24 protein-coding genes and 2 tRNA genes are annotated in these 23,227 nt (G+C 68.9%); 9 read left to right on the top strand and 17 right to left on the bottom strand.

What is annotated here, in order from left to right; translation table 11 throughout:
• Positions 1-103 precede the first annotated feature (103 nt).
• Positions 104-304, top strand: coding sequence for a hypothetical protein (locus tag OHA40_RS26370; RefSeq protein ID WP_330229548.1), 201 nt, complete (start codon positions 104-106; stop codon positions 302-304).
• A gap of 10 nt (positions 305-314) precedes the next feature.
• Here the strand turns inward: OHA40_RS26370 and pspM are convergent, their stop codons facing one another.
• The 5 genes from pspM to pgsA form a co-directional block, all read right to left on the bottom strand.
• On the bottom strand, positions 315-1,280 hold the full coding sequence (pspM, locus tag OHA40_RS26365; protein WP_330229547.1) for a phage shock envelope stress response protein PspM: 966 nt from the start codon (positions 1,278-1,280) through the stop codon (positions 315-317).
• 139 nt (positions 1,281-1,419) lie between these two features.
• Positions 1,420-2,241, bottom strand: a complete 822-nt coding sequence (gene pspA, locus OHA40_RS26360) for a phage shock protein PspA (protein ID WP_330234385.1) — start codon at positions 2,239-2,241, stop codon at positions 1,420-1,422.
• A gap of 200 nt (positions 2,242-2,441) precedes the next feature.
• Positions 2,442-2,906, bottom strand: a complete 465-nt coding sequence (locus OHA40_RS26355) for a helix-turn-helix domain-containing protein (protein ID WP_330229546.1) — start codon at positions 2,904-2,906, stop codon at positions 2,442-2,444.
• 112 nt (positions 2,907-3,018) lie between these two features.
• Entirely contained in the window at positions 3,019-3,540 is a 522-nt protein-coding gene (locus OHA40_RS26350; RefSeq protein WP_330229545.1) for a CinA family protein, read from the bottom strand.
• Positions 3,537-4,196, bottom strand: coding sequence for a CDP-diacylglycerol--glycerol-3-phosphate 3-phosphatidyltransferase (pgsA, locus tag OHA40_RS26345; RefSeq protein ID WP_330229544.1), 660 nt, complete (start codon positions 4,194-4,196; stop codon positions 3,537-3,539). Before pgsA ends, OHA40_RS26350 begins: the two co-directional genes overlap by 4 nt.
• A gap of 125 nt (positions 4,197-4,321) precedes the next feature.
• Between pgsA and OHA40_RS26340 the strand changes: the two genes are divergently transcribed.
• Together OHA40_RS26340 and OHA40_RS26335 are read left to right on the top strand one after the other, a co-directional pair.
• Positions 4,322-4,888 (top strand): amino-acid N-acetyltransferase, encoded by a 567-nt coding sequence (locus tag OHA40_RS26340; RefSeq protein ID WP_330229543.1) that lies wholly within the window; start codon positions 4,322-4,324, stop codon positions 4,886-4,888.
• A 25-nt stretch (positions 4,889-4,913) separates the two neighbouring features.
• Complete coding sequence (locus tag OHA40_RS26335) at positions 4,914-5,198, top strand: YciI family protein (protein ID WP_330229542.1); 285 nt, start codon at positions 4,914-4,916, stop codon at positions 5,196-5,198.
• 4 nt (positions 5,199-5,202) lie between these two features.
• Here the strand turns inward: OHA40_RS26335 and OHA40_RS26330 are convergent, their stop codons facing one another.
• A complete protein-coding gene (locus OHA40_RS26330; protein WP_330229541.1) occupies positions 5,203-6,183 on the bottom strand; it encodes a TerC family protein in 981 nt (326 codons plus the stop codon).
• Positions 6,184-6,887: 704 nt separating this feature from the next.
• Between OHA40_RS26330 and OHA40_RS26325 the strand changes: the two genes are divergently transcribed.
• Together OHA40_RS26325 and OHA40_RS26320 are read left to right on the top strand one after the other, a co-directional pair.
• A tRNA-Trp gene (locus OHA40_RS26325) sits at positions 6,888-6,960 on the top strand.
• A 30-nt stretch (positions 6,961-6,990) separates the two neighbouring features.
• A tRNA-Leu gene (locus OHA40_RS26320) sits at positions 6,991-7,067 on the top strand.
• A gap of 6 nt (positions 7,068-7,073) precedes the next feature.
• On the opposite strand, the gene OHA40_RS26315 is transcribed toward OHA40_RS26320, so the two are convergent.
• Positions 7,074-9,665 (bottom strand): DNA translocase FtsK, encoded by a 2,592-nt coding sequence (locus OHA40_RS26315; protein WP_330229540.1) that lies wholly within the window; start codon positions 9,663-9,665, stop codon positions 7,074-7,076.
• A 407-nt stretch (positions 9,666-10,072) separates the two neighbouring features.
• Positions 10,073-10,696, bottom strand: coding sequence for a TIGR03085 family metal-binding protein (locus OHA40_RS26310; RefSeq protein ID WP_330229539.1), 624 nt, complete (start codon positions 10,694-10,696; stop codon positions 10,073-10,075).
• A gap of 423 nt (positions 10,697-11,119) precedes the next feature.
• On the opposite strand from OHA40_RS26310, the gene OHA40_RS26305 reads away from it, so the two are divergent.
• Positions 11,120-11,500, top strand: coding sequence for a DUF4189 domain-containing protein (locus tag OHA40_RS26305; protein ID WP_330229538.1), 381 nt, complete (start codon positions 11,120-11,122; stop codon positions 11,498-11,500).
• 29 nt (positions 11,501-11,529) lie between these two features.
• Complete coding sequence (locus OHA40_RS26300; RefSeq protein ID WP_330229537.1) at positions 11,530-12,087, top strand: hypothetical protein; 558 nt, start codon at positions 11,530-11,532, stop codon at positions 12,085-12,087.
• A 66-nt stretch (positions 12,088-12,153) separates the two neighbouring features.
• Here OHA40_RS26300 and OHA40_RS26295 read toward each other — a convergent pair whose 3' ends face one another.
• Positions 12,154-14,136, bottom strand: coding sequence for a ribonuclease J (locus tag OHA40_RS26295; protein ID WP_330229536.1), 1,983 nt, complete (start codon positions 14,134-14,136; stop codon positions 12,154-12,156).
• On the bottom strand, positions 14,133-15,041 hold the full coding sequence (gene dapA, locus OHA40_RS26290) for a 4-hydroxy-tetrahydrodipicolinate synthase (protein ID WP_330229535.1): 909 nt from the start codon (positions 15,039-15,041) through the stop codon (positions 14,133-14,135). Before dapA ends, OHA40_RS26295 begins: the two co-directional genes overlap by 4 nt.
• Positions 15,042-15,188: 147 nt before the next feature.
• Here dapA and OHA40_RS26285 point away from each other — a divergent pair, with 147 nt between their 5' ends.
• Positions 15,189-15,632, top strand: coding sequence for a hypothetical protein (locus OHA40_RS26285; RefSeq protein WP_330229534.1), 444 nt, complete (start codon positions 15,189-15,191; stop codon positions 15,630-15,632).
• A gap of 24 nt (positions 15,633-15,656) precedes the next feature.
• On the opposite strand, the gene OHA40_RS26280 is transcribed toward OHA40_RS26285, so the two are convergent.
• The 7 genes from OHA40_RS26280 to OHA40_RS26250 form a co-directional block, all read right to left on the bottom strand.
• On the bottom strand, positions 15,657-16,856 hold the full coding sequence (locus OHA40_RS26280) for a winged helix-turn-helix domain-containing protein (RefSeq protein WP_330229533.1): 1,200 nt from the start codon (positions 16,854-16,856) through the stop codon (positions 15,657-15,659).
• Positions 16,857-16,893: 37 nt separating this feature from the next.
• Positions 16,894-17,916, bottom strand: a complete 1,023-nt coding sequence (locus tag OHA40_RS26275; RefSeq protein ID WP_330229532.1) for a hypothetical protein — start codon at positions 17,914-17,916, stop codon at positions 16,894-16,896.
• Entirely contained in the window at positions 17,909-19,201 is a 1,293-nt protein-coding gene (locus OHA40_RS26270) for an ATP-binding protein (protein ID WP_330229531.1), read from the bottom strand. The genes OHA40_RS26275 and OHA40_RS26270 overlap by 8 nt, the downstream gene beginning before the upstream one ends.
• On the bottom strand, positions 19,198-19,899 hold the full coding sequence (locus OHA40_RS26265) for a response regulator transcription factor (RefSeq protein ID WP_330229530.1): 702 nt from the start codon (positions 19,897-19,899) through the stop codon (positions 19,198-19,200). The genes OHA40_RS26270 and OHA40_RS26265 overlap by 4 nt, the downstream gene beginning before the upstream one ends.
• A gap of 193 nt (positions 19,900-20,092) precedes the next feature.
• Positions 20,093-20,470 (bottom strand): hypothetical protein, encoded by a 378-nt coding sequence (locus OHA40_RS26260; protein WP_330229529.1) that lies wholly within the window; start codon positions 20,468-20,470, stop codon positions 20,093-20,095.
• Positions 20,471-20,639: 169 nt separating this feature from the next.
• Positions 20,640-21,092, bottom strand: coding sequence for a flavodoxin family protein (locus OHA40_RS26255; protein WP_330229528.1), 453 nt, complete (start codon positions 21,090-21,092; stop codon positions 20,640-20,642).
• 28 nt (positions 21,093-21,120) lie between these two features.
• The gene (locus OHA40_RS26250; RefSeq protein ID WP_330229527.1) at positions 21,121-21,621 is read right to left on the bottom strand and encodes a hypothetical protein; all 501 of its coding nucleotides are present in this window, start codon (positions 21,619-21,621) and stop codon (positions 21,121-21,123) included.
• Positions 21,622-21,934: 313 nt separating this feature from the next.
• On the opposite strand from OHA40_RS26250, the gene OHA40_RS26245 reads away from it, so the two are divergent.
• Positions 21,935-23,137, top strand: coding sequence for an IS110 family transposase (locus tag OHA40_RS26245; RefSeq protein WP_330228174.1), 1,203 nt, complete (start codon positions 21,935-21,937; stop codon positions 23,135-23,137).
• The last annotated feature ends 90 nt before the right edge of the window (positions 23,138-23,227 follow it).

The raw sequence follows: 23,227 nt of genomic DNA, 5'->3' as shown, positions 1-23,227 counted from the left end.
CACACTGGCCTCGAACGGCGCGAAGGAAGGGAACATTCAACGATGCAGATACCCTATCCAGCACACAGTCATGCACTGAATCTCCTGTGACGGTCGGGACCTGATGGAACACACGAACGAGCTGGCCCAAGAACTCGCGGCGGCGGCACGGCGGCACGGTTCGGCGATTGCGGGAATCGTCGGCTCCGCCGCACGCAAAGCATCCTGGGAGGTGCTCGACCTCATGGCCGAGAGCCGCGAACTGGTGGGTGCGGCGTTCCGCGCCAGAGCCGAAGAGCTGCGCGGCCGAGACCGGACGCGCTGAGCTGGATCGATCAGATCGGTGGTTGCGGCGACGCGGGCACCGATCGGTCGGCGACCTCGGTAAGGGCCTGAGCCCATCCGTCCAGCCGATCGGAGGCATGCCGGAGATCCGCGACGATCGTGTCGAAGTTGTGCCGCACCACGGTGTTGTCCGGGATCGCGAGAATCCGGCCCGCGGCGGCGACAACCTCTTCGTACTCCGCCACCCCGGTATCGAGCCTGCCCAGGGTGAGCCGCAGGTTCTCGGTGAGTACCACGGCCGCAGGCGAATTCGACTGCCCGACCGCGGCGAGCCCCTGCTCCATCGCCGTGATGTCGGCAGCGAGCGCGTGCAACGCCGCCGCACCCGATGCGGCCGTCTCCAGCATGTCGGCCAACTCCTCCTGCGGCAGTCGCTTCGAGCGGCCGATCTGCGCGCCGAGTTCGTGCAATGCCTTCTCCGCCCGCACCAGTCGCACGATCGGCGGCCGGGCATTCGACCACAGCGGCGGCTGCTTGCGCGGGATGAACGCCGCGTGCGGCAGCGGCGCACCGCGCAGACGCAGGTAGCGGCGGGTGCTCAGCGCGGCGCCGGTCACCAGCGCGACCGCGCCGCCGCCGACCACTACCACGGCCCAGACCGGCGCCGAAATGACCACGAGCCCAACGGTTCCCGCCGTGGTGAGGCCGGAGACGGTGCCGAGCTGGAAACTGCGCCTGCGGGCCCTGCGGCGGCGGCGCAACTCGCGCTCTCGCGGATCGGCCCAGCGCCGCACCGCGACCAGTGCGTTCTCGCCGACCTCGCGAATGCTGTCCGGCAGGCTGCCCGGCTGCGGCGCGAGCGCGGCCTGCGCCCGGATCATCGCGGACGAACGCGGGCGCCGTGTTTCGCGCCGCGGCTCGCGAAATGCACTGCCGCTCATGCTGTATCCCGTTCCGGCATGAGCGGGGCCTTCCGTGGTCACGCTCCGCTGCCGCTTCCAGGCCTGACCGCTCATGCCATCTCTCCCACCGGTCGCGCGCATCGGACAGGCCCGGACCCGACCCGGCCGACGGCCGGCCGGTCGTGTACCCGCGCCATGTCCTTCAGTGAAGCAGCCCCCACCGACACATCCTCGCCGAATGTCCGGCCGCGGGCTACTGCTGCGCGGCCTGCCCCTTGTTCATCTGCGGCTGCGCCGCATTCGGCTGCGCCTGGTCGATGGCCGCCTGGCCGCCACCGGCGGGCAACTGCTCGCCGCGCATGGACGCGCGAATCTGCTCGAGCTTGCTGTGCCCGGCCATCTGGATGCTGGCCTGCTGCACCTCGAGCATGCGGCCCTGCACCGTGTTCTGGGCGAGTTCGGCGGAGCCGAGCGCGGTGGCGTAGCGGCGTTCGATCTTCTCGCGCACCGCGTCCAGGCTCGGCGTGCTGCCCGGCGCCGACAGCGTCGAATCCATCTGCTGCAGCGACGCGGAGACCTGCTCCTGCATCTTGGCCTGTTCCAGTTGGCTGAGCAGTTTGGTGCGCTCGGCGACCTTCTGCTGCAGCAGCATCGCGTTCTGCTCCACCGCCTTCTTGGCCTGGGCGGCGGCCTGCAGCGACTGATCGTGCAGGACCTTCAGGTCCTCGACGGACTGCTCGGCGGTGACCAGCTGCGCGGCGAACGCTTCGGCCGCGTTCGTGTATTGGATCGCCTTCTCGGTGTCGCCCGCCGCGTTGGCCTGATCGGCCAGCAGCACGGCCTGGCGTGCGTTGGCGTTGAGCTTCTCGACCTCGTCCAGCTGCCGGTTCAGCTTCATCTCCAGCTGGCGCTGATTGCCGATGACCGACGCGGCCTGCTGCGAAAGGGCCTGGTGCTGGCGCTGGGCTTCCTCGATAGCCTGCTGAATCTGGACCTTCGGATCCGCGTGCTCCTCGATCTTGGCGTCGAAGAGGGCCATCAGGTACTTCCAGGCCTTGACGAACGGATTAGCCATCGATTGATCCCGCCTCCATCTGACATGCCGCGCCAAGGCGCGACTCCAGTGCGCGACCGTCACGCACTCGATATCTGCCTATCCTCCACCATGTGACACCCGGGCCGGGCGAACCCGGCCCGAACGACGCATTACGGAGAATCTATCCGCTTTTCACGTCGGCCCGCAGCGTTGCCGCGACCGCCACATCTCGTTCCGCGTCACATGCCCTTCACCAGGACCAGCATGTCCGATCTCGGCGCTGGAATGACGATCCTGGTGTCTTCGGCCAGCGGCAGCGGCCGCGGGGAGGCCACGGCCGCCGACATGGAGGCGGAGGCGGGAGCCAGCGCGGGCTCGGCGCTCGCCGCGGGCTCGGCGGCGCTCTCTTCCGGCTCGGCCGCGGCGGGCGCGGCAGCGGCCTCGTCCGCGGACGACGCGGCCGGCAGTCCATCGGCGCCGGCCATGATCGTGCTCACATCCCACAGCACGCGTGACAGCGGCACGTCCAGCGCCTCGCAGATGGCAGCGAGCAGTTCACTCGATGCCTCCTTGCGACCCCTCTCGACCTCGGAGAGATAGCCCAGGCTCACCCGAGCCGACGTGGACACTTCGCGCAGGGTCCGATTCTGGGCGAGACGCGCACGCCGCAGACTGTCTCCGATCGCCTCTCGCAGCAGCGTCATCTCGTTCTCCTTCGTTCCCGGTCGCCGGGCCGACGCGATTCGTGACCCCACGCATGCCGTTCTTTCTCGCACAACGTCGGAGCAGGTCCGGTTGGTTCCCGCCCGGGCACGTTCAATCGATCCGCCCGGCGCGGCCGACCGAGCCCGGCTCCCGCACACAGCGCAGCAATTCCGACACCGCCGTGCGTGTTGCGCCGATTCTGATCGTCCACCGGTCGCCGGGGAGTTTCAACCGCACCACTTCGGAATGCCCTGGACCCGCGACCCCTAGGAAGACGGTGCCCACCGGGTGACCGTCCTGCGAATCGGGGCCCGCGACGCCGGTCAGCCCCACACCCCAGTCCGCGACGCATTTCGTGCGGGCGCCGACGGCTAGTTGCTCGGCGGTGCTCGCCGCCACCGGGCCCTCCGTCGCGAGTACGTCCGCGTCGACGCCCGCGAGACTGTGTTTGAGGTCCGTCGCGTACACCACCAACCCGCCACGCAGGACGGCGCTGGCGCCGGGAACCCCGGCGATGGTGGCGGCGAGGAGTCCAGCGGTCAGTGACTCGGCGGTCGCTACGGTTTGCCGCATCGTCACCAGCGCCCGCACGAGTTCGGCGGCGGGTACCTGAGCGAGGAGCGGATCGGTCATGCGCCGCGCGTCCGGCCCGATCCGCCCGCGAACCACACCCTGGCGGCCTGGCCGACATAGTCCAGCCCGGTGATCACGGTCAGCGCGACGGCCAGGTACATCAGCCCCATTCCGAGCTCGGCTGACCAGCCCGACAACGGCAGCAGCAACAGGGCGATCGCCAGCGACTGGACCAGGGTCTTGAGCTTGCCGCCGCGTCCGGCGGGAATCACGCCGCGCCGCACCACCACCAGCCGCAGCAGCGTCACGCCGATCTCGCGACCGCAGATGACGATCGTGATCCACCACGCCAGGTCGCCGAGCAGCGACAGCCCGATCACCGCGGACCCGATGAGCGCCTTGTCCGCGATGGGGTCGGCGAGCTTGCCGAAATCCGTCACCAGTCCGTATTTGCGCGCCAGTTGCCCGTCGAACCGATCGGTGATCGCGGCCAGGCCGAACAGCGCGGCGGCGGTGATCCGCCAGCCGGTCTGGTGACCGTCCCCGACGAACAGCGCCACGACGAACAGCGGCACGAGCGCCATGCGCAGCATGGTGAGCGCGTTCGCGATGTTCAGCAGCGGCGCCCTGGTCTCGGCCGGGGCTGTCGCGAAACCGGGTCGGACCGGCGCGGGCGCCCCCCAGGGGCGGTCCGTCTCGTCAGGTTGCACGCTCACGCCGTGCCTCTCCTCAGCCGCCTCGTCATCCCACCGCACTGCCCGGCGCGATGCGGTGAGCGGAGCGACTGGATCTGCGGCACAGGTTCAGACTATCGGTAACCGGGCCGACTACTGTGCACCCCATGACCTCTCGGGGACCACTAGGTGGTTCGACCAGCGACGCGCACCCGGGCGCGGCTTCCGCCGCCCAGACCTCCATCCCGGTCGTCCGACGCGCCCGCACCTCCGACGTGCCCGAGATCAAGCGCCTCGTCGACGTGTACACCGGTCGCATCCTGCTGGAGAAGAACCTGGTCACGCTCTACGAGGCGGTGCAGGAGTTCTGGGTCGCCGAACTGGACGGCCGCATCGTCGGCTGCGGCGCGCTGCACGTGCTGTGGGCCGATCTCGGCGAGGTGCGCACCGTCGCGGTGCATCCCGACGTCAAGGGCTCCGGCGTGGGCAAGCTCATCGTGCGGCGGCTGATCGCGGTGGCCCACGAACTCGAGCTGCAGCGCCTGTTCGTGCTGACCTTCGAGGTGGAGTTCTTCGGCAGGCACGGCTTCGTCGAGATCGACGGCACACCGGTCACCGCCGAGGTGTACGCGGAGATGTGCCGCTCCTATGACACCGGTGTCGCCGAGTTCCTCGATCTCAGCTATGTGAAGCCGAACACCCTCGGCAATACTCGAATGCTGCTGACGCTCTGATCCCGTCTCTCAGGAAGCGATACCCGTGCCGATCTTCGCCGTTCACTACGTCTACTCCGAGTCCACCGCGGCCGGCCGCGACATCCACCGTCCCGACCACCGCGCGTGGCTGGCCGGCCTGCTCGAGGCCGGCACCCTGCTCAGCAGCGGTCCGTACCCGGACGGGTCCGGCGCGCTGCTGATCTTCCGGTCGGAGGACGCGGGTGCGCTGAAGGACCTGCTCACGCAGGATCCGTTCGCCACGGCGGGCCTGATCGACGACGTCCGTGCGGTCGAGTGGGCCCCCGTGTTCGGCGCCTTCACGTCCTGAGCCGCTAGCGGCCGACCCGGGTGCGCGTCCGGATCAGGCTCGCGATCGTGGCGACGACCAGGATGGTCAGGATGACGCTCAGCGAGACCGGCGTGGAGATCTCCGGGACCGCGACGTGCTCGCCGCCGTTGACGAACGGCAAGGTGTTCTCGTGCAGGGCGTGCAGCACCAGCTTCACGCCGATGAACGCGAGGATGGCGGCCAAGCCGTAGGACAGGTAGACCAGCCGGTCGAGCAGCCCGCCGATCAGGAAGTACAGCTGCCGCAAGCCCATCAGCGCGAAGGCGTTCGCGGTGAACACGAGGTAGGGCTGCTCGGTCAGACCGTAGATGGCCGGGATGGAGTCCAGGGCGAACAGCAGGTCGGCGAAACCGATGGCCAGCAGCGCCAGCAGCAGCGGCGTGACCACGCGACGTCCGTCGATCCTGGTCACCAGCTTGTCGCCGTCGTACTCGTCGGTGGTGGGCAGGATCCGCTTGGTCAGCGCGACGATGCGGCTGTCGCGCTTCTCCTCGACCTCGACCTCGTGGCCGCTCTCCCGCATCAGCTTGACCGCGGTGTAGATGAGGAACAAGCCGAACAGGTAGAACACCCAGCTGAACGCGCTGATCGCGGCGGCGCCGACGCCGATGAACAGCCCACGCATCACCAGGGCGATCACGATGCCGATCAGCAGCACCTTCTGCTGGTAGATCCGCGGCACCGCGAAGGTGGACATGATGATCAGGAAGACGAACAGGTTGTCCACCGAGAGCGCCTTCTCGGTGACGAAGCCTGCGTAGTACTCCCCGGCGTAGGTCGAGCCCCACTTCCAGGCAACCAGGCCGCCGAAGGCCAGCGCCAGCCCGATGTAGACCGCGGACCAGAATCCGGATTCCCGGAACGTCGGCTCGTGCGGGGTGCGGACGTGCGCATAGAAGTCGAAGACGAACAATCCGAGTATCACCGCGATGGTGATCAACCATTCGAGTGCGGTTACCTGCATGCGATGTGCCGATCGGAAGCGAAGGTCATGGCGTCCATAATGCCCGATTTGTCCGTAATAACTGGTAGCGGATTAGTTGCCGACCATACTTCCACATGCGCTCCCTCGATCGGCGGCGCGGTAGCCGTCGGCCGTGACCAGCGCCTACCGCCCCAGAACCGGACGCCCCTTGGCGCATTGCCGCATACCGCCACACGGTGGACGGGCCGACCCGGACTTCCTCGGCGACGTAGTGCTGCTCGAACCATCGTCTCAGCGAGGTCTCGACAACACCGGCGGACGCCGGCCCCGACCATCACCGCGCCGATCGAGCACCACAGCGGCGGTGAAATGCGCTGGCCCACGGCGAATGGCGCCTGACCGAACGCCCGGAGCGGCTACCGCCGAGCGATACCTTTGCGTCACGCACGAACTGAACCGCGGCGGGGCGGCCGCGAAAAGCGGTTCACAACATCGGAATCGGGTGTTACTTTCGACACCGGCGAAGATCACGGAAGGACGAAGGCGATGACCGGAGCGGTGCGGCGACAGTTATCGCCCCACACTGTCCGGCTGTCGCACGCCCGCGCTGTGCTATCTGCCTCGTCCGCCCTGGCTTGGCGGATGAGCGTGCGGAGCGGCCCCTGAACGTGTCTTTCGCAAGGACCCGTGCGGAAAGGGGCCACCCCGGCGAATAGCCGAAGGGCGGCCCCTTTTTCGTGCAGACGGACGTAGCTCAGTTGGTAGAGCAACGGTCTCCAAAACCGTTGGCCGGGGGTTCGAGTCCCTCCGTCCGTGCCGGACCGGGTGGTCCGCACCACCCACCGATCCCTCGTAGCCCAATAGGTAGAGGCGCCGGACCTAGATTCCGGGAGATGCGAGTTCGAATCTCGCCGAGGGAACCATCATGATCACTCCTGTGGCTGGGACGGATCGCCGCTCTCGCCGCCGCCGCGGATCGACCACAGCAACCCTTCCAGCTCATCGGGTTTAACGAGCACGTCACGTGCCTTGGAGCCCTCGCTCGGGCCGACCACGCCCCTGGTCTCCATGAGATCCATCAGCCGCCCCGCCTTGGCGAAACCGACCCGCAACTTGCGCTGCAGCATGGAGGTGGACCCGAACTGGGAGGTGACCACCAGTTCCACCGCCTGCAGGAAGACGTCCAGGTCGTCGCCGATATCGGGGTCGACGTCCTTCTTCTCGCCCGGTTTGGCCGCGGTCACGCCCTCTTGGTATTCGGGTTCGGCCTGGTTCTTGGCGAAGTCGACGACGCCGTGGATCTCCTCGTCGCTGATGAACGCACCCTGCAGACGAGTCGGCTTGCCCGCGCCCATCGGCAGGAACAACCCGTCACCCATGCCGATCAGCTTCTCGGCGCCGGGCTGGTCGAGGATGACCCGCGAGTCGGTCAGCGACGAGGTCGCGAACGCCAGCCTGGAGGGAACGTTGGTCTTGATCAGACCGGTCACCACGTCCACCGACGGACGCTGCGTGGCCAGCACGAGATGAATGCCTGCCGCACGCGCCTTCTGCGTGATGCGGACGATCGCGTCTTCCACATCGCGCGGTGCGGTCATCATCAGGTCGGCCAGCTCGTCGACGATGGCGAGGATGTACGGGTAGGGCCGGTATACCCGCTCGCTGCCCAGCGGCGCCGTGATCGCACCCGACTTCACCTTCTTGTTGAAGTCGTCGATGTGGCGCACCTTGTTGGCCTGCATATCCTGATAGCGCTGCTCCATCTCCTCGACCAGCCAGGCCAGCGCGGCCGCGGCCTTCTTCGGCTGCGTGATGATGGGCGTGATCAGGTGCGGAATGCCCTCGTAAGGCGTCAGTTCCACCATTTTCGGATCGATCAGGATCATCCGGACCTCGTCCGGCGTCGCACGCTGCAGCAGCGACACCAGCATCGAGTTCACGAAGCTCGACTTACCCGAACCAGTGGAGCCCGCGACCAGCAGATGCGGCATCTTCGCCAGATTGGCGGAGACGAACTCGCCCTCGATGTTCTTGCCGAGGCCGATCACCAGGGGATGGTGGTCGGTGCGAGTGGAGGGCGACTTGAGCACGTCGGCCAGCCGGACCAACTCGCGGTCGGCGTTGGGCACCTCGATGCCGACAGCGGACTTGCCCGGGATCGGTGCGAGCAGCCGGACGTTCTCCGTCGCGACGGCGTAGGCGATATTGCGGGCCAGCGCGGTGATCTTCTCGACCTTCACACCTGGCCCGAGTTCGACCTCATAGCGGGTGACCGTCGGACCGCGCACGAAGCCGGTGACCGCCGCGTCGATCTTGAACTGCACCAGGACCTCGGTGATCGCCTCGATCATCGATTCGTTGGCGGCGCTGCGCTTCTTGGGCGGGTCGCCGTCGGTGAGCAGCGACAGCGGCGGCAGCGTGTAGTCGCCCTCGACTTCGCGATCGGTGACGAATTCCAGCTGCTTCGGCGCCGGTGGCGTCTGGTCCTCGACTACCGCGGCCGGACGCCGCTTCTTCGGCTTCGGCTTCGCCGCGGGTTCCTCGCCCGCGATCGACTTGGCGTCCCGCAGCGGCGGCTCGCCGAGCACCTCGGTGACCGCGTCGGAGTCGCCGAACTCGTCGGGCGGGTAGTTCTCGGCAGGTGTGCGACCGCGCCGTTCGGCGCCGGAGCGGTGCAATGGGAAGCCGTCGGCGTCATAGTTGGCCGGATCGTAATCCCGCTGGTCGCCGTCATATTCGCCGTATTCGTCGCCTCCGTGCGCGGTGCCGAAGTACCGGCGCAGTTCGGCGGGAACCTCGCGCACCGTCGTACCCGTCACCAGCAGTAGGCCGAAGACGATGGCCAGCAAGAGGATCGGAATCGAGAGCCAGGCGGTCAAGCCGTTGGTCAGCGGCCCGCCCACCACGAAGCCCACGAAACCGGCAGCGCGGGAACGGCCGTGCGCATCGGTGGGTGCGCCCGCCGCGATGTGCCATAAACCCAGCATCGGAAGGCCGATCAGCAGGCCGCCCAGCACCAGCCGCGGCCGGATCTCCGGGCGCGGTTCGGTCCGCATCAGGACGACGGCGATCCCGGAGGCCACGAAGGGCAATGCGGCCGAGGCCGATCCCGAGATCGCGCGGATGACGTCCTCGACCCAGTGGCCGACCGGCCCGCCCGCCGACAACCACACCGCCGCCGCGATCACGGCGCTGAGCGCGATCAGGGCCAGCGCGATGCCGTCGCGCCGATGTCCGTGTTCGATCTCCCCGGCTCGGCTCAACGTGCGGGTGGTCGCGCCGAGGCCGCGGGCCAGCATGGTCCAGCCGCCGCTGATACCGCGACCGATCACCGCGAGCGGCGCGGTGTTCGAGGTGCGGGCCACCGGACGCCGGGCCCGGGTGGTGCGTCCTCGGGACGCCGCGGATGCGCGCGGCGCCGCCGCACGGGGCGTGGCCGCGCGAGACCGTGCCGTGGTCCTCCCCCGCGCCGATCCCGCCCGCGCCCGAGTCGTCGTGGTGCTGCGGGACTTACCTGCCATGGCCCCCAGGCTAGCCGCAAACGCCCCGCTGTTCCGCCTCTCCGGGTCTTTAGGCCGTACGAGTCGGGTGCCACTGGACCTGCGTTCAGGTCCTACGTCAGGTGTCCCTAAGGCTTGGGCGTACCCGGCGAGTTACCCATGTGCTTGCGAAATCAGTGGTTGCGTAATGTGCCGTACCAGTCGGGTGGCGCCGGATTTGCGTTCAGGTCGCGCTCAGGGGTTCTCCCATGTTTGGGGCGTATTCGGTGAGTTAGCCAGGTACCTACGAGATGAGTCGCCGCGTTGGGTCGAGGTCCGGTGCGGAAACGCTGACGTTGCCGCGATATCACGGCTTCGAGGCACCGGGGTGGTGAATGCCGACGTCAGCAGAGATAGCGGTAACGTCGCGGCGAGCTGTAGTGCGTAGATCACACCGAGCGGTCCAGGCCGAGTACCGCGCGGACGGCGTCGGGGGGACCGGCGGTCTCCAGCCGTACCTCGTCCCGGCCGAAGGCGTGCAGCAGTAATTCCGATGGCCGACCGGTCAACGTAACCACCGTGCCGGATCCGGAGCGGGCTCTCGTGCGCCTGCCGTCCGGCGTGGCCAGCTCGACCGTGACCGACGCCCTGCGATAGGACGTCGGCGCCGTTCTGCACACCAGCGACCACAGTTTGTCGTCGTCGGCGGCGGTCAGTTCGCGCGGCCGCCAACCCGGTTCGGCGCGGCGCACGTCTTCGTGGTGGACGAACATCTCCGGCAGATTGGCCACCGCGTCCACCGGCCGCAGCGGCGACCACCAGGGCGGACCGGTGCGCACCTGGTCCAGCAGCACGGGGAACGGCCGGCTCGCCGCTTTCGCCTGTACCCGGGCCAGATGCCCGGCCAGCGGCTTCAGCAGGATGCCCGGCGCGGCGTCGGGCCGCCGCTCGCGAACCACCAAGTGCGCGGCGAGGTCCCGCACCGTCCACCCGGCACAGAGCGTCGGCGCGTCCGGTCCTACGGCCCGCATCGCTTCGACGAGCCCTTGACGTTCCCGCTGCGCCATAGTCACGCTCAGACCATACCGAGCGTCCGGTCGCGGCGGCGCGAAGCAGGACACACCCGTCGCCGAGGCTCCGGCGCCACGCGAAGATCAGCGGCAGCACACGCCGCCGCATCCGATCGGCTGCGGAACGCCCTGCCCGGCGGGGTCTGCGAAGCCAGACGCTCGTGAGCGCAATGGCGTTGCCGGTCATCGTGTTTCACCGCGGCCGTCGATCGAAGTCCCCTCCCGTGCACGGGTTGCGTGAGCAGCGATGGTGAACCACACTGAGCTCTACGCTTGCTCTGCCAATGGGCGCGGTTTTTCCATACCGCGGAGTCTTTTACTCCCTGTGCCGGGAAATCTCCGGCTAGCGCAATGAGAGTCGGCTCTGTACCTTGTCTCTCGGTCCATCGGGTCGTGGACCTAATGACAAGAAGGGGCAAATCCTCCGTGAAGAAGTTTGCTACCGGTGTGGCCGCCTTGGCGGCGGCGGGTACCGTGCTGGCCGTCAGCGCGCCCGCGGCGAATGCCTACACCAACAACTACGGCGCCATCGCGCTGTCCACCTCCACCGGGTTGATCGGGTACTCCTACGACTACCCGGATTCGGCTTCCGCGCAGCGTCGCGCCGTGAGCTCCTGCGGCGCCGCGGACTGCAGCACGGTGGTCTGGTTCCGCAACGGTTGCGGCGCCGTGGCGTACTCCAGTAACAGCGGCAGCTGGAGCTGGGGGTACGCGTCGTCCCGGCGCGCCGCGCAGGGCCAAGCCCTGGCGCACAACGATTCCGCCGCCTACATCGTGCACTGGAACTGCACGTCCAACCACGGCTGATGCCCGGTATTCGAGTCGAAGGAAACATTGTGAAGCACCGCACTTTCCGGACCGCCGTGGCCGTCGTCCTCACCGCAGTGGCCTGCTCGCTGACCGCCTGCGCCTCCGGCGACGACTCCTCGTCCCCGAGCACCAGCGCCAACCCGAGCCACACGCCGGGTGAATTGGAAGGTGGCTCCGACAAGGGCGACAAGGAGGCCGGCTCCGCGCCGACCACCCCGTCCTCGCCCGCACTGGCCAAGCCCTCCGTGCAGCAGCTGAACGAGCGGCTGCAGAAGGCGTTCGATCCCAACGTGCCCAACGCGGAGAAGATCAGCTGGATTCAGGCCGCCGAACAGGATCCCTACCTGGTCGCCAACCTCGTCGACGCCGCGAAGAAGCAGAAGGTCGTCGTCGAGGTCACCGGCGTCGGCGACCCGAAGGACGGCAAGCTGAAGGCCGATGCCAAGGTCACCATCGACGGCACCCCCGTGGACGACGCGTTCATCCAGTTCGTCTCCGAGGGCGGCCAGTGGAAGGTCGACCACACCTTCGCCTGCAATATCGTCAAGAGCGCGAAGATCGAGTCCGCGGCCTGCCAGGAGTGACCGCGCACGCATGAGCGAAAAAGCGCCGGATAGCTGAGCTATCCGGCGCTTTTCGCAGTTCGGAGATCAGACGCCGATAACCGTCGGCACGATCATCGGACGACGCCGATAGGTGTCCGCCACCCAGCGCCCGACCACCCGCCGCACGCTCTGCGCGATTCGGTGGGTGTCGGTGACGCCCTCGCCCGCCAGCCGGAGCAGTTCGGCCTCCACCAATCCCGCCGCGTCCAGCAGCGCGGCCGGATCGTCGGAGAAGCCACGCCCGCTGACCTCGGGCGTGCTGACCGCCTTGCCGGTGGTCTCATCGATCGCGACGGTGATCGCGATGAAACCGCCCTCGCCGAGCACCAGCCGGTCCGATAGCGTCGACTCGCCGACATCGCCCACCGACAGCCCGTCGACATACACATGCCCGACCGGCACTCGGCCGACGACCGAGGCGATGCCGTCGACCAGATCGACCACCACGCCGTCCTCGGCGAGCACCACCCGGTCTTCGGGGACGCCGGTCGCCACCGCCAGGGCCGCGTTCGCGCGCAGGTGGCGCCACTCGCCGTGCACCGGCATCGCGTTGGTCGGCCGCACCGCGTTGTACAGGTACAGCAGCTCACCCGCGGACGCGTGCCCGGAGACGTGCACCTTGGCGTTCTGCTGGGTGATCACCGTGGCACCCAGCCGGGCCAGGCCGTTCACCACCGCGAATACGGAGTTCTCGTTGCCGGGGATGAGTGAGGAGGCCAGCACCACCAGGTCGTCGGCGCGAATGTTGATCTGCCGGTGCTCGCCGCGCGCCATGCGCGACAGCGCCGACAGCGGCTCGCCCTGCGACCCGGTCGAGATCAGCACCAGACGGTGGGCCGGGAGAGTCGCGGCGACATCGAGGTCGACGACCACACCGTCCGGGACCGTCAGATAGCCGAGGTCCTGCGCGATCTGCATATTGCGGACCATCGAGCGGCCGATGAAACACACACGCCGCCCGTACTTCTGGGCCACGTCCACCACCTGCTGGATGCGATGCACGTGACTGGCGAACGACGCGACGATCACCCGGCTGCTCGCCTTGCCGATCACCGTGTCCAGGACGCCGCCGATCTCACGTTCCGGCGTGACGAATCCGGGGACCTCCGCGTTGGTGGAGTCCACCAGGAACAGGTCGACGCCCTCGTCGCCGAGCCGGGAGAATCCGGCCAGGTCGGTGAGCCGTCCGTCCAGCGGCAGCTGATCGAGCTTGATATCGCCGGTGTGCAAGACGACGCCGGCGGGCGTACGGATGGCGACGGCGATCGCGTCGGGAATGGAGTGATTGACCGCGAAATACTCGCAGCCGAACGGGCCGTGCGTAGTGTGCTGTCCCTCGGCAACCTCCACCAGCTTCGGATGCTGACGGTGCTCCCGGCATTTCGCGGCGACCAACGCGAGAGTGAACTTCGAGCCGACGACCGGAATGTCCTGCCGCAACCGCAGCAGGAACGGCACCGCGCCGATGTGGTCCTCGTGGCCATGGGTGAGCACGACGGCGACCACATCGTCCATCCGGTCCTCGATAGGACGGAAGTCGGGCAGGATCAGGTCGACGCCGGGCTGCTGGTCCTCCGGGAACAGCACGCCGCAGTCGACGACCAGCAGCTTGCCGCCGTACTCGAAAACGGTCATGTTGCGGCCGATCTCGCCGATGCCGCCGAGCGCGAACACGCGTAGCCCGTTCTCGGGCAGGGCCGGCGGGGTGCCGAGACGGTCGTGCCTGGCGATCGCAACCGGCTGCGGCGCGGGCGCTTCGGCTCGCCGCCCGCCGGAGGACGCACGTCCGCGACGCCGGGACGGCGCCTCCTGCGCCCGGCGCTCCGGTCTCGCCTGCGCCGGCTTCGCCGCCTCGGCGCGCACGATCGGTCCGGCCTCCACCGTCACCTCGGCGGGCGCCGCCTCGGCCGGTTCGGCCGCCTTCGACGAGGCGGGCGGCGTCGTCCGCTCGACCGGTGCGGCCGGGGCGGGCGCTCCCGCGGGCCGGGATGCGCTGCGACGGGAACGACGGGCCAGGGGCTCGCTCACGAGAGCACCCCCAAGGTCCGCAAATCGGCAGCCAACGCGTCCAGTTCCCCCTCGCTCGGCATCAGCTGCGGCAGCCGCGGCTCGCCGACCTCGACCCCGAGCAGGCGCAGTCCGCCCTTGCTCATCGCGACGCCGCCCAGCCGCGCCATCGCCGCGTGCAGTGGCAGCAGCGTGGCGTTGATCTCGCGGGCACGCACCACGTCACCGGCGGTATACGCCTCGATCATGGCGCGCAGCCGTTCCGGCACGAGATGCCCGATGACACTGATGAATCCGGCCGCGCCGACCGACAGCCACGGCAGGTTGAGCGCGTCGTCGCCGGAGTAGAAGGCCAGGCCGGTGCTCGCGATGAGGTCGGCGCCCATGTTCAGGTCGCCCTTGGCGTCCTTGACCGCGACGATGCGCGGGTGTTCGGCGAGTGTGCGGATGGTGCCGCTGGCGATCGGCACCACCGACCGGCCCGGGATGTCGTACAGGGTGACCGGCAGGTCGGTAGCGTCGGCGACGGCGGTGAAGTGCGCGATCAGCCCGGCCTGGGTGGGCCGGGAGTAGTACGGCGTCACCACGAGCAAACCATGTGCACCCGCGCGCTGCGCGCAGCGCGCGAGTTCGATCGAATGCGCGGTGTCATAGGTGCCCGCGCCGGCGATCACGGTGGCACGATCGCCGACGGCGTCGACGACGGCACGCAGCAGATCGGCCTTCTCGGACTCGGTGGTGGTCGGCGACTCGCCGGTTGTTCCGGAGATCGCGAGCAGGTCGACGCCGCGGTCGACCAGGTCGGCCGCGAGCGCGACCCCGGTATCGACGTCGAGCTTGCCGTCGGCACTGAAGGGGGTCACCATCGCGACACCTACCGTGCCGGACGCGCGCAGCTCCGTTGGCGTCGATTCACCGTTCGTCATGGTCAGAAAGGCTACCCGCTCCGGGACACACCCTCGACACCCTTGTCGGCGATCGAGCCGCAACAAGGGACGATCGCCAGACACTGACTGCACGATGATGTCAGACATACTCTTGCTAGACATTATTTTAGACGTCACACTGGTGTCATGGATTTGAACAAGTACACCGCCCAGCTGCGCGAGAACCTGATCGCCGCCGCAGCGCTCGGCGACGAGAAGACCCAGGCCACGGCGGCGGCGCTGGCCGCGGCGACGGAGAGTTCGGCCCGGTTGGTGTTGCTCGCCGCGCTGTCCGAGCTCGCCGCGGAGGTCAGCTCGGCGCTCGGCGACCGCACGGTGCACGTGTCGGTCGACGGCACGGACGCCTCGGTCGATGTGCGCAAGAGCACGGCAACCGACGAGCCGCCCACGTTCGAGGAGATGACCGGAGACATCAGCCGGGTCACGCTCCGGCTGGTCGAACAGATGAAGGCGCGCGCGGAAGAAGCTGCCGCACAGAGCGGTCAGTCATTGAACTCCTGGCTGTCGGGTGCCGTGCACGGCGCGCTGCGCGACCAGATGCGCGGCTACGGACCCAAGCGCGACAGCTGAGCCCGGCCGCGCGAGCCCGGCACGCTACAGCAGCGGGGCGAGATCGCCCCGGTCCCCGATCGCCACCTCGTCGAGTTCGAGCCAGTCGGCCAGTTCCCGCAGCGCACCGGTGAGCGCATGCGCGGTGGCCGGAGTGTCGTACCCGGGTTCGGCGAACGCGGCGGGCACCCACAGCCGACCGCTCGCGCGTTCGGCGCGCAGGTCGACGCGGCCGACGAGTTCGCCGTTCAACAGGAATGGGAAGACGTAATAGCCGTGTACCCGTTTGTGTTCCGGCGTATAGATCTCGATCCGGTAGTGGAAGTCGAAGATCCGCTCCGTGCGAGCGCGGAAGAAGATCAGCGGATCGAACGGGCACAACAGCGCGGCGCCGTCGATGCGGCGCGGCGTGGACGCCCCGGCCCGCAGATAGGCCGGTTTCGCCCAGCCCGCCACCTCCACCGGGATCAACTCGCCCGCGTCCACCAGATCGGCGATGGCCGGCTCGGTCTGGGTGCGCTGTAGGCGGTAGTAGTCGCGCAGGTCGGCCTCGGTGCCGATGCCGTGCGCGGTGGCCGCCCGAAGTATCAGCTCCCGCACCGCGTCCTGCTCGGAAACGCGACGCGCCAGCACATCCGGCGGGATCACCCGCTCCGCGAGGTCGTAATGCCTGGTGAACCCGACGCGGGCGGCCACAGAAAGCGCGCCCGCGGCGAAAAGCTGCTCGCAGATCATCTTGGTGTCGCTGAGATTCCACCAGGAGCCCTTGGGCCGCGGCTTGTCCAGCTCGAGATGGCGCTCCACCTCACCGGCGGTGGCCGGGCCCACGTCGGTGATCACATCCAGGATGTCCTTGCCCAAGGTGGGATTGCGCTCCACCACCTTGCGCATACCGGCCCAGCGCCCGTGCTCGTAGCGCCGCATCCGCCAGCGCAGCAGCGGCCAGTCCTGCACCGGGATGAGCGCGGCCTCGTGCGCCCAGTACTCGACCAGTGCGCGCGGGCGCCGCACGCCGTTGCTCCATGCGGCCTGATCGAGCAGGGCGCGATCGTAGGGACCGATTCGGCTGAACACCGGCGCGTAATGCGCCCGCACCACCGCCGACACCGAATCCAGCTGCAACAGCTGCGTTCTATCCAACACGCCGAGCACCGATCGCCTGGTCGCCCGACCGGGCTTGCGCGCCCCGAAACCCTGCGCCGCCAAAGCCGTTCGACGCGCCGCCGCCGCACCCATCTTCCGCATGGACCGCACACTGCCATGTGGCACCGACAGGCTCTCGTCAGGTCGATACGGTGACGGCGCCGGTCGTGTCGATTTCGGTGCGGCGGTCTCGGTCCGACGCGGTGGCCAGTACGGTCGCCAGGATCCGGCGGCCGGTCGGGAGGATGCGGACCGTGACCGATCCCTCGTTCGCGGCATCCAGCTCGCGGGTGGCCGCGTCGATCACCTGCTGCCGCACCCGGGCGGGGACGCCCGCGAAACCGCCGTCGTCGAGCAGGACCACCTCGACGCCACGCGAGCGGGCGCCGCGGGCGGCACTGCTGAGCTGTTCGGTGACCAGGTGCGGGGCCCGGAGGCCGTCGCGCAGTTCGGCTTCCAGGAGCCGGCACTGTTCCCGCTCGAGGGCGGTCAGTTCGTCGCCGTCGGCGATGCGCTCCAGAATCGGGCGCGCCACCGCGTCCAGGCGGGCGAGTTGCCGGTCGCGTTCCCCGTTCTCCGCGGCCATGGCGGCCTCGGCGGCGGCGCGCATGGTGGCCTCCTCCCGCAGCAGGCGCAGCGAGCGCTGCGTGGGACGCATGATCGCCGCGAACAGTGACACTCCCGCCACCGTCGCGACCGGCACGATCGAACCGACGACCACACCGACGCGCAGCCCGGCCACCACACCCACGACCGCGATCACCACACCGATGCCCGCGACGCCGAGCCAGGCCGCGGCGGGCCGTCCGCGCAGCACCAGCACGGCGAGCACGTACGACGCGGCGAACGCCGTCCACACCTGCTTCGACCAGCCGTGTTCGACGTCGAACGAGGTCAAGATCGTGGCCAGCGGCCCGGAGGCGGCGACGAACACGGTCGCGGGCCAGGGCAGCGGATCGACCGGCGATGCCACCACCACGACGCCGGCCAGCGCGAGCACGACCAGCGCCGCGATGACCGCGACCAGCGGCGTCTCCGAGAAGTTCCGGACCATGTAGAGCACGATGGTCGCCTCGAGGATGACCAGGAACAGCCAAGCCGCCCGGTCGCGCAGTCCGAGCAGATCCCGCAGCCCGAATTCGGTGTCCTGCTGCTCAGCCATTGCCGCCCCATACCAGCGTGACGCTCGTCCCCTCGCCCGGCGAGGATTCCACGAACCCGGCGCCACCCGCCAGCTGCCGCATGCGGCCGAGGATGCTCACCGAGATGCCGAGCCGGTCGACGGGCACCTCGCGCAGATCGAAACCCGCGCCGTCGTCGCGGAATACCACGCGGATGCCACCAGCGCTGATCGTCACTGTGACGGTGCGCCGCACGTCGCGCCCGGCCACGGTGGCGTGGCGCAGACTGTTGCGCACGGCCTCGGCGAGCGCGGCGGCGATCGTGCTCGCGGCGGCGACCGGCAGGTGCAGATCGTCGAATCCGGTCCAGCGCCGCGCCGTGAACCGGATGCCGGGGTTCACCTCGTGCACGGCCGAGCGCAGGAATCCGATCGCGGATTGCGCGTCCAGCCGGTCGGGTTCGGTCTCCCCGACCCGGGATTCGTCGAGTTGTTCCAGCGTGCGCTCGGCCTGGCGGCGCAGCACCGGCGATTCTGTCCCGGCACGCGAAGCGTCCAGCAGGGTGGACAGCACCGCGTCGTGGATCAGAGCGGCGAAACGCGCGCGCTCCCGGTCCCTGGCCGCCGCGCCCGCGACGGCCGCGGCACGGCTGCTCTCGATCGCCGACTCCCGATCCACGCGGTCGGCCGCGGCCCTGGCATAGATCACACACCACAGGAACAACGCGCTGAGCCCGGCCGCCCTGGCGAAGTCGCCGAGCAGCGCCAGTGCGGTGGTCTCGCGCAGCACGACCAGGTTCGCCAGCGCGCTGAACGCGGCGCCGACCATCAGGTACGCGACGGCCAGCGGCGGGCGCCACGCGAGCACGGCCGCGAGGACGCCCAGTGCCAGTACCCGGTACAGCCACACCGAGGCCGCGTCCTCGGCCTCCGGTCCGGCGTAGGCGAACGGGACGACCGCCATCGCCGCGAGGAAACTCACCGCCGCCGCACCGGCGACCAGCTGGATCCCGCGCCGGCCCAGGGCGATCGAGGCGACCGCGAGCACGGGGAACCACCCGAAGGCCAGCGCTACCTCGACGACCGTCCAGCCGACGGACACGAACCGGCTCTGGTCGGCGATCTCGGGTAGCTCGACAACCGCGGCGATCATCCCGGCGATGCCGATGGCCAGCCCCAGCCTGCGCAGGATGCGGTCGGCAGCGCCCTCGGAGGTCTTCTCACGGGACAGCGCCACGACACCGCGGCGCCAACGGCTCGGGCGGAGCCGGTCGAGCGGGGAAGAGCGGGAGTGCGACGGGGTGTCCAGCATGCTGGACGCGGTCATCCGCGTGGATGCCGCTCGGGCACCGGGAGCCAGCCGTCCTCCACCGCCCGCTTGTACAGGTCGGTCTTGGTCGGCGCCGGACGACCGGCGTCGGCGTACTTCTGGCGGATCCGGCCGAGATAGTCGTTGACCGTCTGCTCGGACAGACCGGTCAACCGCGCGACCCGGGAGGCCTTCTCACCGGACGCGTACAACGTGAGCACTTCTTCCTGGCGTGGGCTCAGACCCACGTCGGACAGCTGCGGGTCGCCGTCGATGGCGGCCGCCCAGTCGGTGGTGACCACCTGTTCGCCGGAGGCCGCACGGCGCACCGCTGCGACGACAGTGGGCACATCCTCGGACTTACGCACCACGCCGAGCACACCGGCACGCGCCGCGGAGCGCACCAGGAAGGCGTTGTCCGCGCCGGTGAAGACCAAGACCTCGATGCCGCGGCCGCGCAGGGCGCGCACGTTGTCCTCGGGCGAGGACCCGTCGGCCAGCCGCAGGTCCAGCACCACCAGATCGACTTTCGGCGCGCCGTCGGCGGCGGCCAGCAGTTCCGGCACGGTGCCCGCGGTCAGCACCAGATCGAGATCGGTTTCCGGCGCAAGCATCGCGGCGAGACCGATCGCGACGGATTCGTGGTCTTCGACCAATCCGATCCTTCGCGGCGCGCTCTCGCCTCCTTCGGCCCACGTCACCTGACTCTCTCCCATCCTCCACATCCCCACCGGAACAAACGCCCTGCCAGTATGCCGGGCCGTGGGGCGGAATGGTCAGACACCAGAAATCGGGGGACGAACCGCTGTCGACCATTGCGCGCCGAACGCCACGAGATGGTTCGTGCCCGCAGTTCCAGTTCGTCGCGTGGACCATCCCGCATGGCAGTGTCGGCCTGCGGGCCGCCGGTCAGACGAGATCGGTGTCGTTGTCCGGTGCTTCGGGCCGTAGTTCTTTGAGTCCGCCGTCGGCCGTACATTCGTAGAACCGAGCTCCACGCTCGGTGAGATAGTCCGGCCCGACAGGTGCCGCCTCGGCGGGCATGACACCGACGCTGTGGCCGAAGAGGTCGATGACGGCTTCGACCTTCATCGTGGCCGCCTGCCGGTCTGCGGCCATGAACGCCAGCTCGAGCCGTTGCCTCTGTTCGCTCGTCACCTCTGTGTAGGTGCCGTCCAGGTACGTCAGGCGGGTTGTCGGCCGACCGTCGTCCATTCCGGCTATCAACCACATCGGTGCGTGATAGTCGGCATGGATCAGCGTGGTCTCGGTCGCCTCGAATGCCATCGCGCCCCCTTCCGCTTGGTCGATCGTCGCCAGCTTACCGCGCAGCGACAGCGGACGGACCGCGGCGGCGCACCGAGTTGAGTTGTGAGCCAGCCAGTTTCACGGAGAACCGCTGCAGTCGGCGGGCACTGCCGGTGTAATTCGAGGCAACGCGAGGCGGCGCCCGGTGTCACTCCATCAGCTGAGCCGCCACCGTCGCGCCCAGCTCCCAGCATCTCGACAGATCGGCCTTCGTCGGCGGCCCCAGCACCACCACGGGGGCAGCGGCCTTCACCCAACCCATTCCCGTGGTGACACCATCGACGCTGCGCTCGGCGCCCTCGGTGCCCTGATTGCCGTGAATGTACAGACCGTAGGGACGGCCTCGCGTCGAATCCAGGCACGGGTAATAGCAAACGTCGAACGCGTGCTTGAGCGCGCCGGACATGTACCCCAAGTTGGCCGTCGTTCCGAGCAGGTAGCCGTCAGCCTGGAGCATGTCGACCGGCGTGCAGGCCAACGCCGCGCGACGAACCACCTCGACGCCCTGGATCTCCGGGTCGGTCGCGCCCGACAACACAGCCTCGAACATCTCCTGCATATGCGGGGACGGCGTGTGATGAATGATCAGCAACCGGGCCACCCTGCGATGGTATCGGCCGGTGCGGCGATCAGCTGTTGTCGCGCTCGTGCCGTTCCAGCGCCACCGCGCGGCGCATGCTCTCGCGCGCTCTGGTCCGGTCGCCCGCGTAGTCGTAGGCCCGCGCGAGGCGGTAGGAGACGCGCCAGTTGTCCGGATCGGCCTCCCATTCGGCCTTGACCGTCGCGAAGAGTTCGTCGGCGGCAGCGCGTTCGATGCGACCGGACGGGAGACGCGGCAACTGCGAAGTGTCCAGCTCGAGGCCTTCGTCGTGGATGCGCCGCGCCAGGTGCTGATGCGCCAGCGCCGCGCGGACGGTGGCCGCGACGATCCAGACGCCCAGCAACGGCAGGATCAGCACGCCGACGCCGATGATGATCGCCGCCACGTCGCCGGAACCGATCAGGCTGAACGCGATCCGGCCGAGCAGCAGGAAATAGAAGCCGAGCACCAGCACAAGGGCTGCGATCAACGCGACGAGCTTGACGACCTCCGTGCTGCCCTTCGGATCAACCGGTTCCGCGCTGCTCACGACGGTGCCTCGCTGGTCGGCTCCGCCGTGCGCCGCCGCGCGCCGTGCCGCCGGTTCACGCGCTGACGCCCGCTCATTGGGGCACCATCCCTTCTGCAGCCCGAACAGTTAGGGTTGTTGTCTCTCGGTTCCGGTGGGTGCATGGCCTTCGTCGCGTGCCATTTGATGGCCAGCATGAGTTCTGCCAGCCCCACCGGGCCGAGGGCCGCGGACCGGCGTCAGGGACATGCCCCGCAGAGGGCCGATCAATGAGCTTCCGGCGGCGGCCCTCGCTTCCGAGGAGGCAGTTCATCGACCTCGAGGGAGCACACCTGTGGCGTTCGCCGGCTGGGACTGGGGCAGCACCACTCACGACGTGACCGTGATCGACGATGCCGGTGGCAAGATCGAACGCTTCCCGGTGCCGCATACTGAAGACGGCATCGCTCGCGCGTTGGCACGGCTGGCCTGCTACGGCGGGCCCGGTGAGTTGCCGGTGGCAATCGAGACCACCCGCGGGCTGGTCGTGGACCGGCTGCTGACCGCCGGGCATCCGGTGATTCCGGTGCACCCCAACGCTTTTCATGCCGCTCGCCCCCGTTGGGGCGCCGCCCGCGCCAAGAACGATCCCGGCGATGGGTTCAAGCTGGCCGACTACGCCCGCACCGACGGCCACCGGCTGCCGGTACTGGCCCCGACCCTGCCGCAAACGCTCGAACTGCAGGCATTGACCCGTCAGCGCGGCGACCACCTGGGCATGCGCATCGCCGCGGTCAATCAACTCGCCGCGCTGCTGGACACGCACTGGCCCGGAGGCAGGACGATCTTCGCCAGCCTGCACTCGCCGATCGCGCTGGCGTTCCTGGACCGCTACCCGAGCCCGCAGGCCGCTGCTGGGCTCACCGCGGCCCGCCTCGAGGCGTTCTGCCGCCGCCACCACTACAGCGGCCGCCGTCCCGGCACCGAGCTGCTCGCCCGGCTGCGCGAGGCACCCACATCGGCCAGCAGGCTCGGCGAGCCGGTCATCGCGCAGCTGGTCCGCGCCCAGACCGGGCTCGTCCGCTCGATCCAAACCAGCATCGACGCACTCGACGCCGTGATCGCCGACGCTCTCGCCGCACACCCCTACGCCAGATTGCTGGCCGATCTGCCCCGCGTCGGCACACTGAACCTGGCCCAGATCATCGGCGAGGTCGGCCCAATCCTGGAGCGCGCCAACAGCTTCGATCAACTCGCCGCCGAAACCGGCATCGCCCCGGTCACCCGCTCCTCCGGCAAAATCCACACCGTCGCCTTCCGCCACGCCACCAACCAGCGAGCCAGACAAGCCTTGGTGACCTGGATCGACAACAGCCGCCGCGCCAGCGACTGGGCAGACCAGCGCTACACCGCCGCCCGCGCCCGCGGCCAACGACACCCCCACGCCATCCGCACCCTCGGCCGCGCCTGGCTGCGCATCATCTGGGCTTGCTGGCGCACCAAAACCTGCTACGACCCCACCAAAAAACAACCGACTCAACAACCGATCGCCGCATAGGGGTTGACTCAGGGAACTCATGCCTGCACCTCGCTGACGCTCGGCTCCGGCACGAGCGAGTGCTCGGCTGTGTCGATGGTTCACTCGCTG

The sequence above is a fragment of the Nocardia sp. NBC_00508 genome, from assembly GCF_036346875.1.
Lineage (GTDB): Bacteria > Actinomycetota > Actinomycetes > Mycobacteriales > Mycobacteriaceae > Nocardia.
This window is presented reverse-complemented; position numbering and strand designations above follow the sequence as displayed.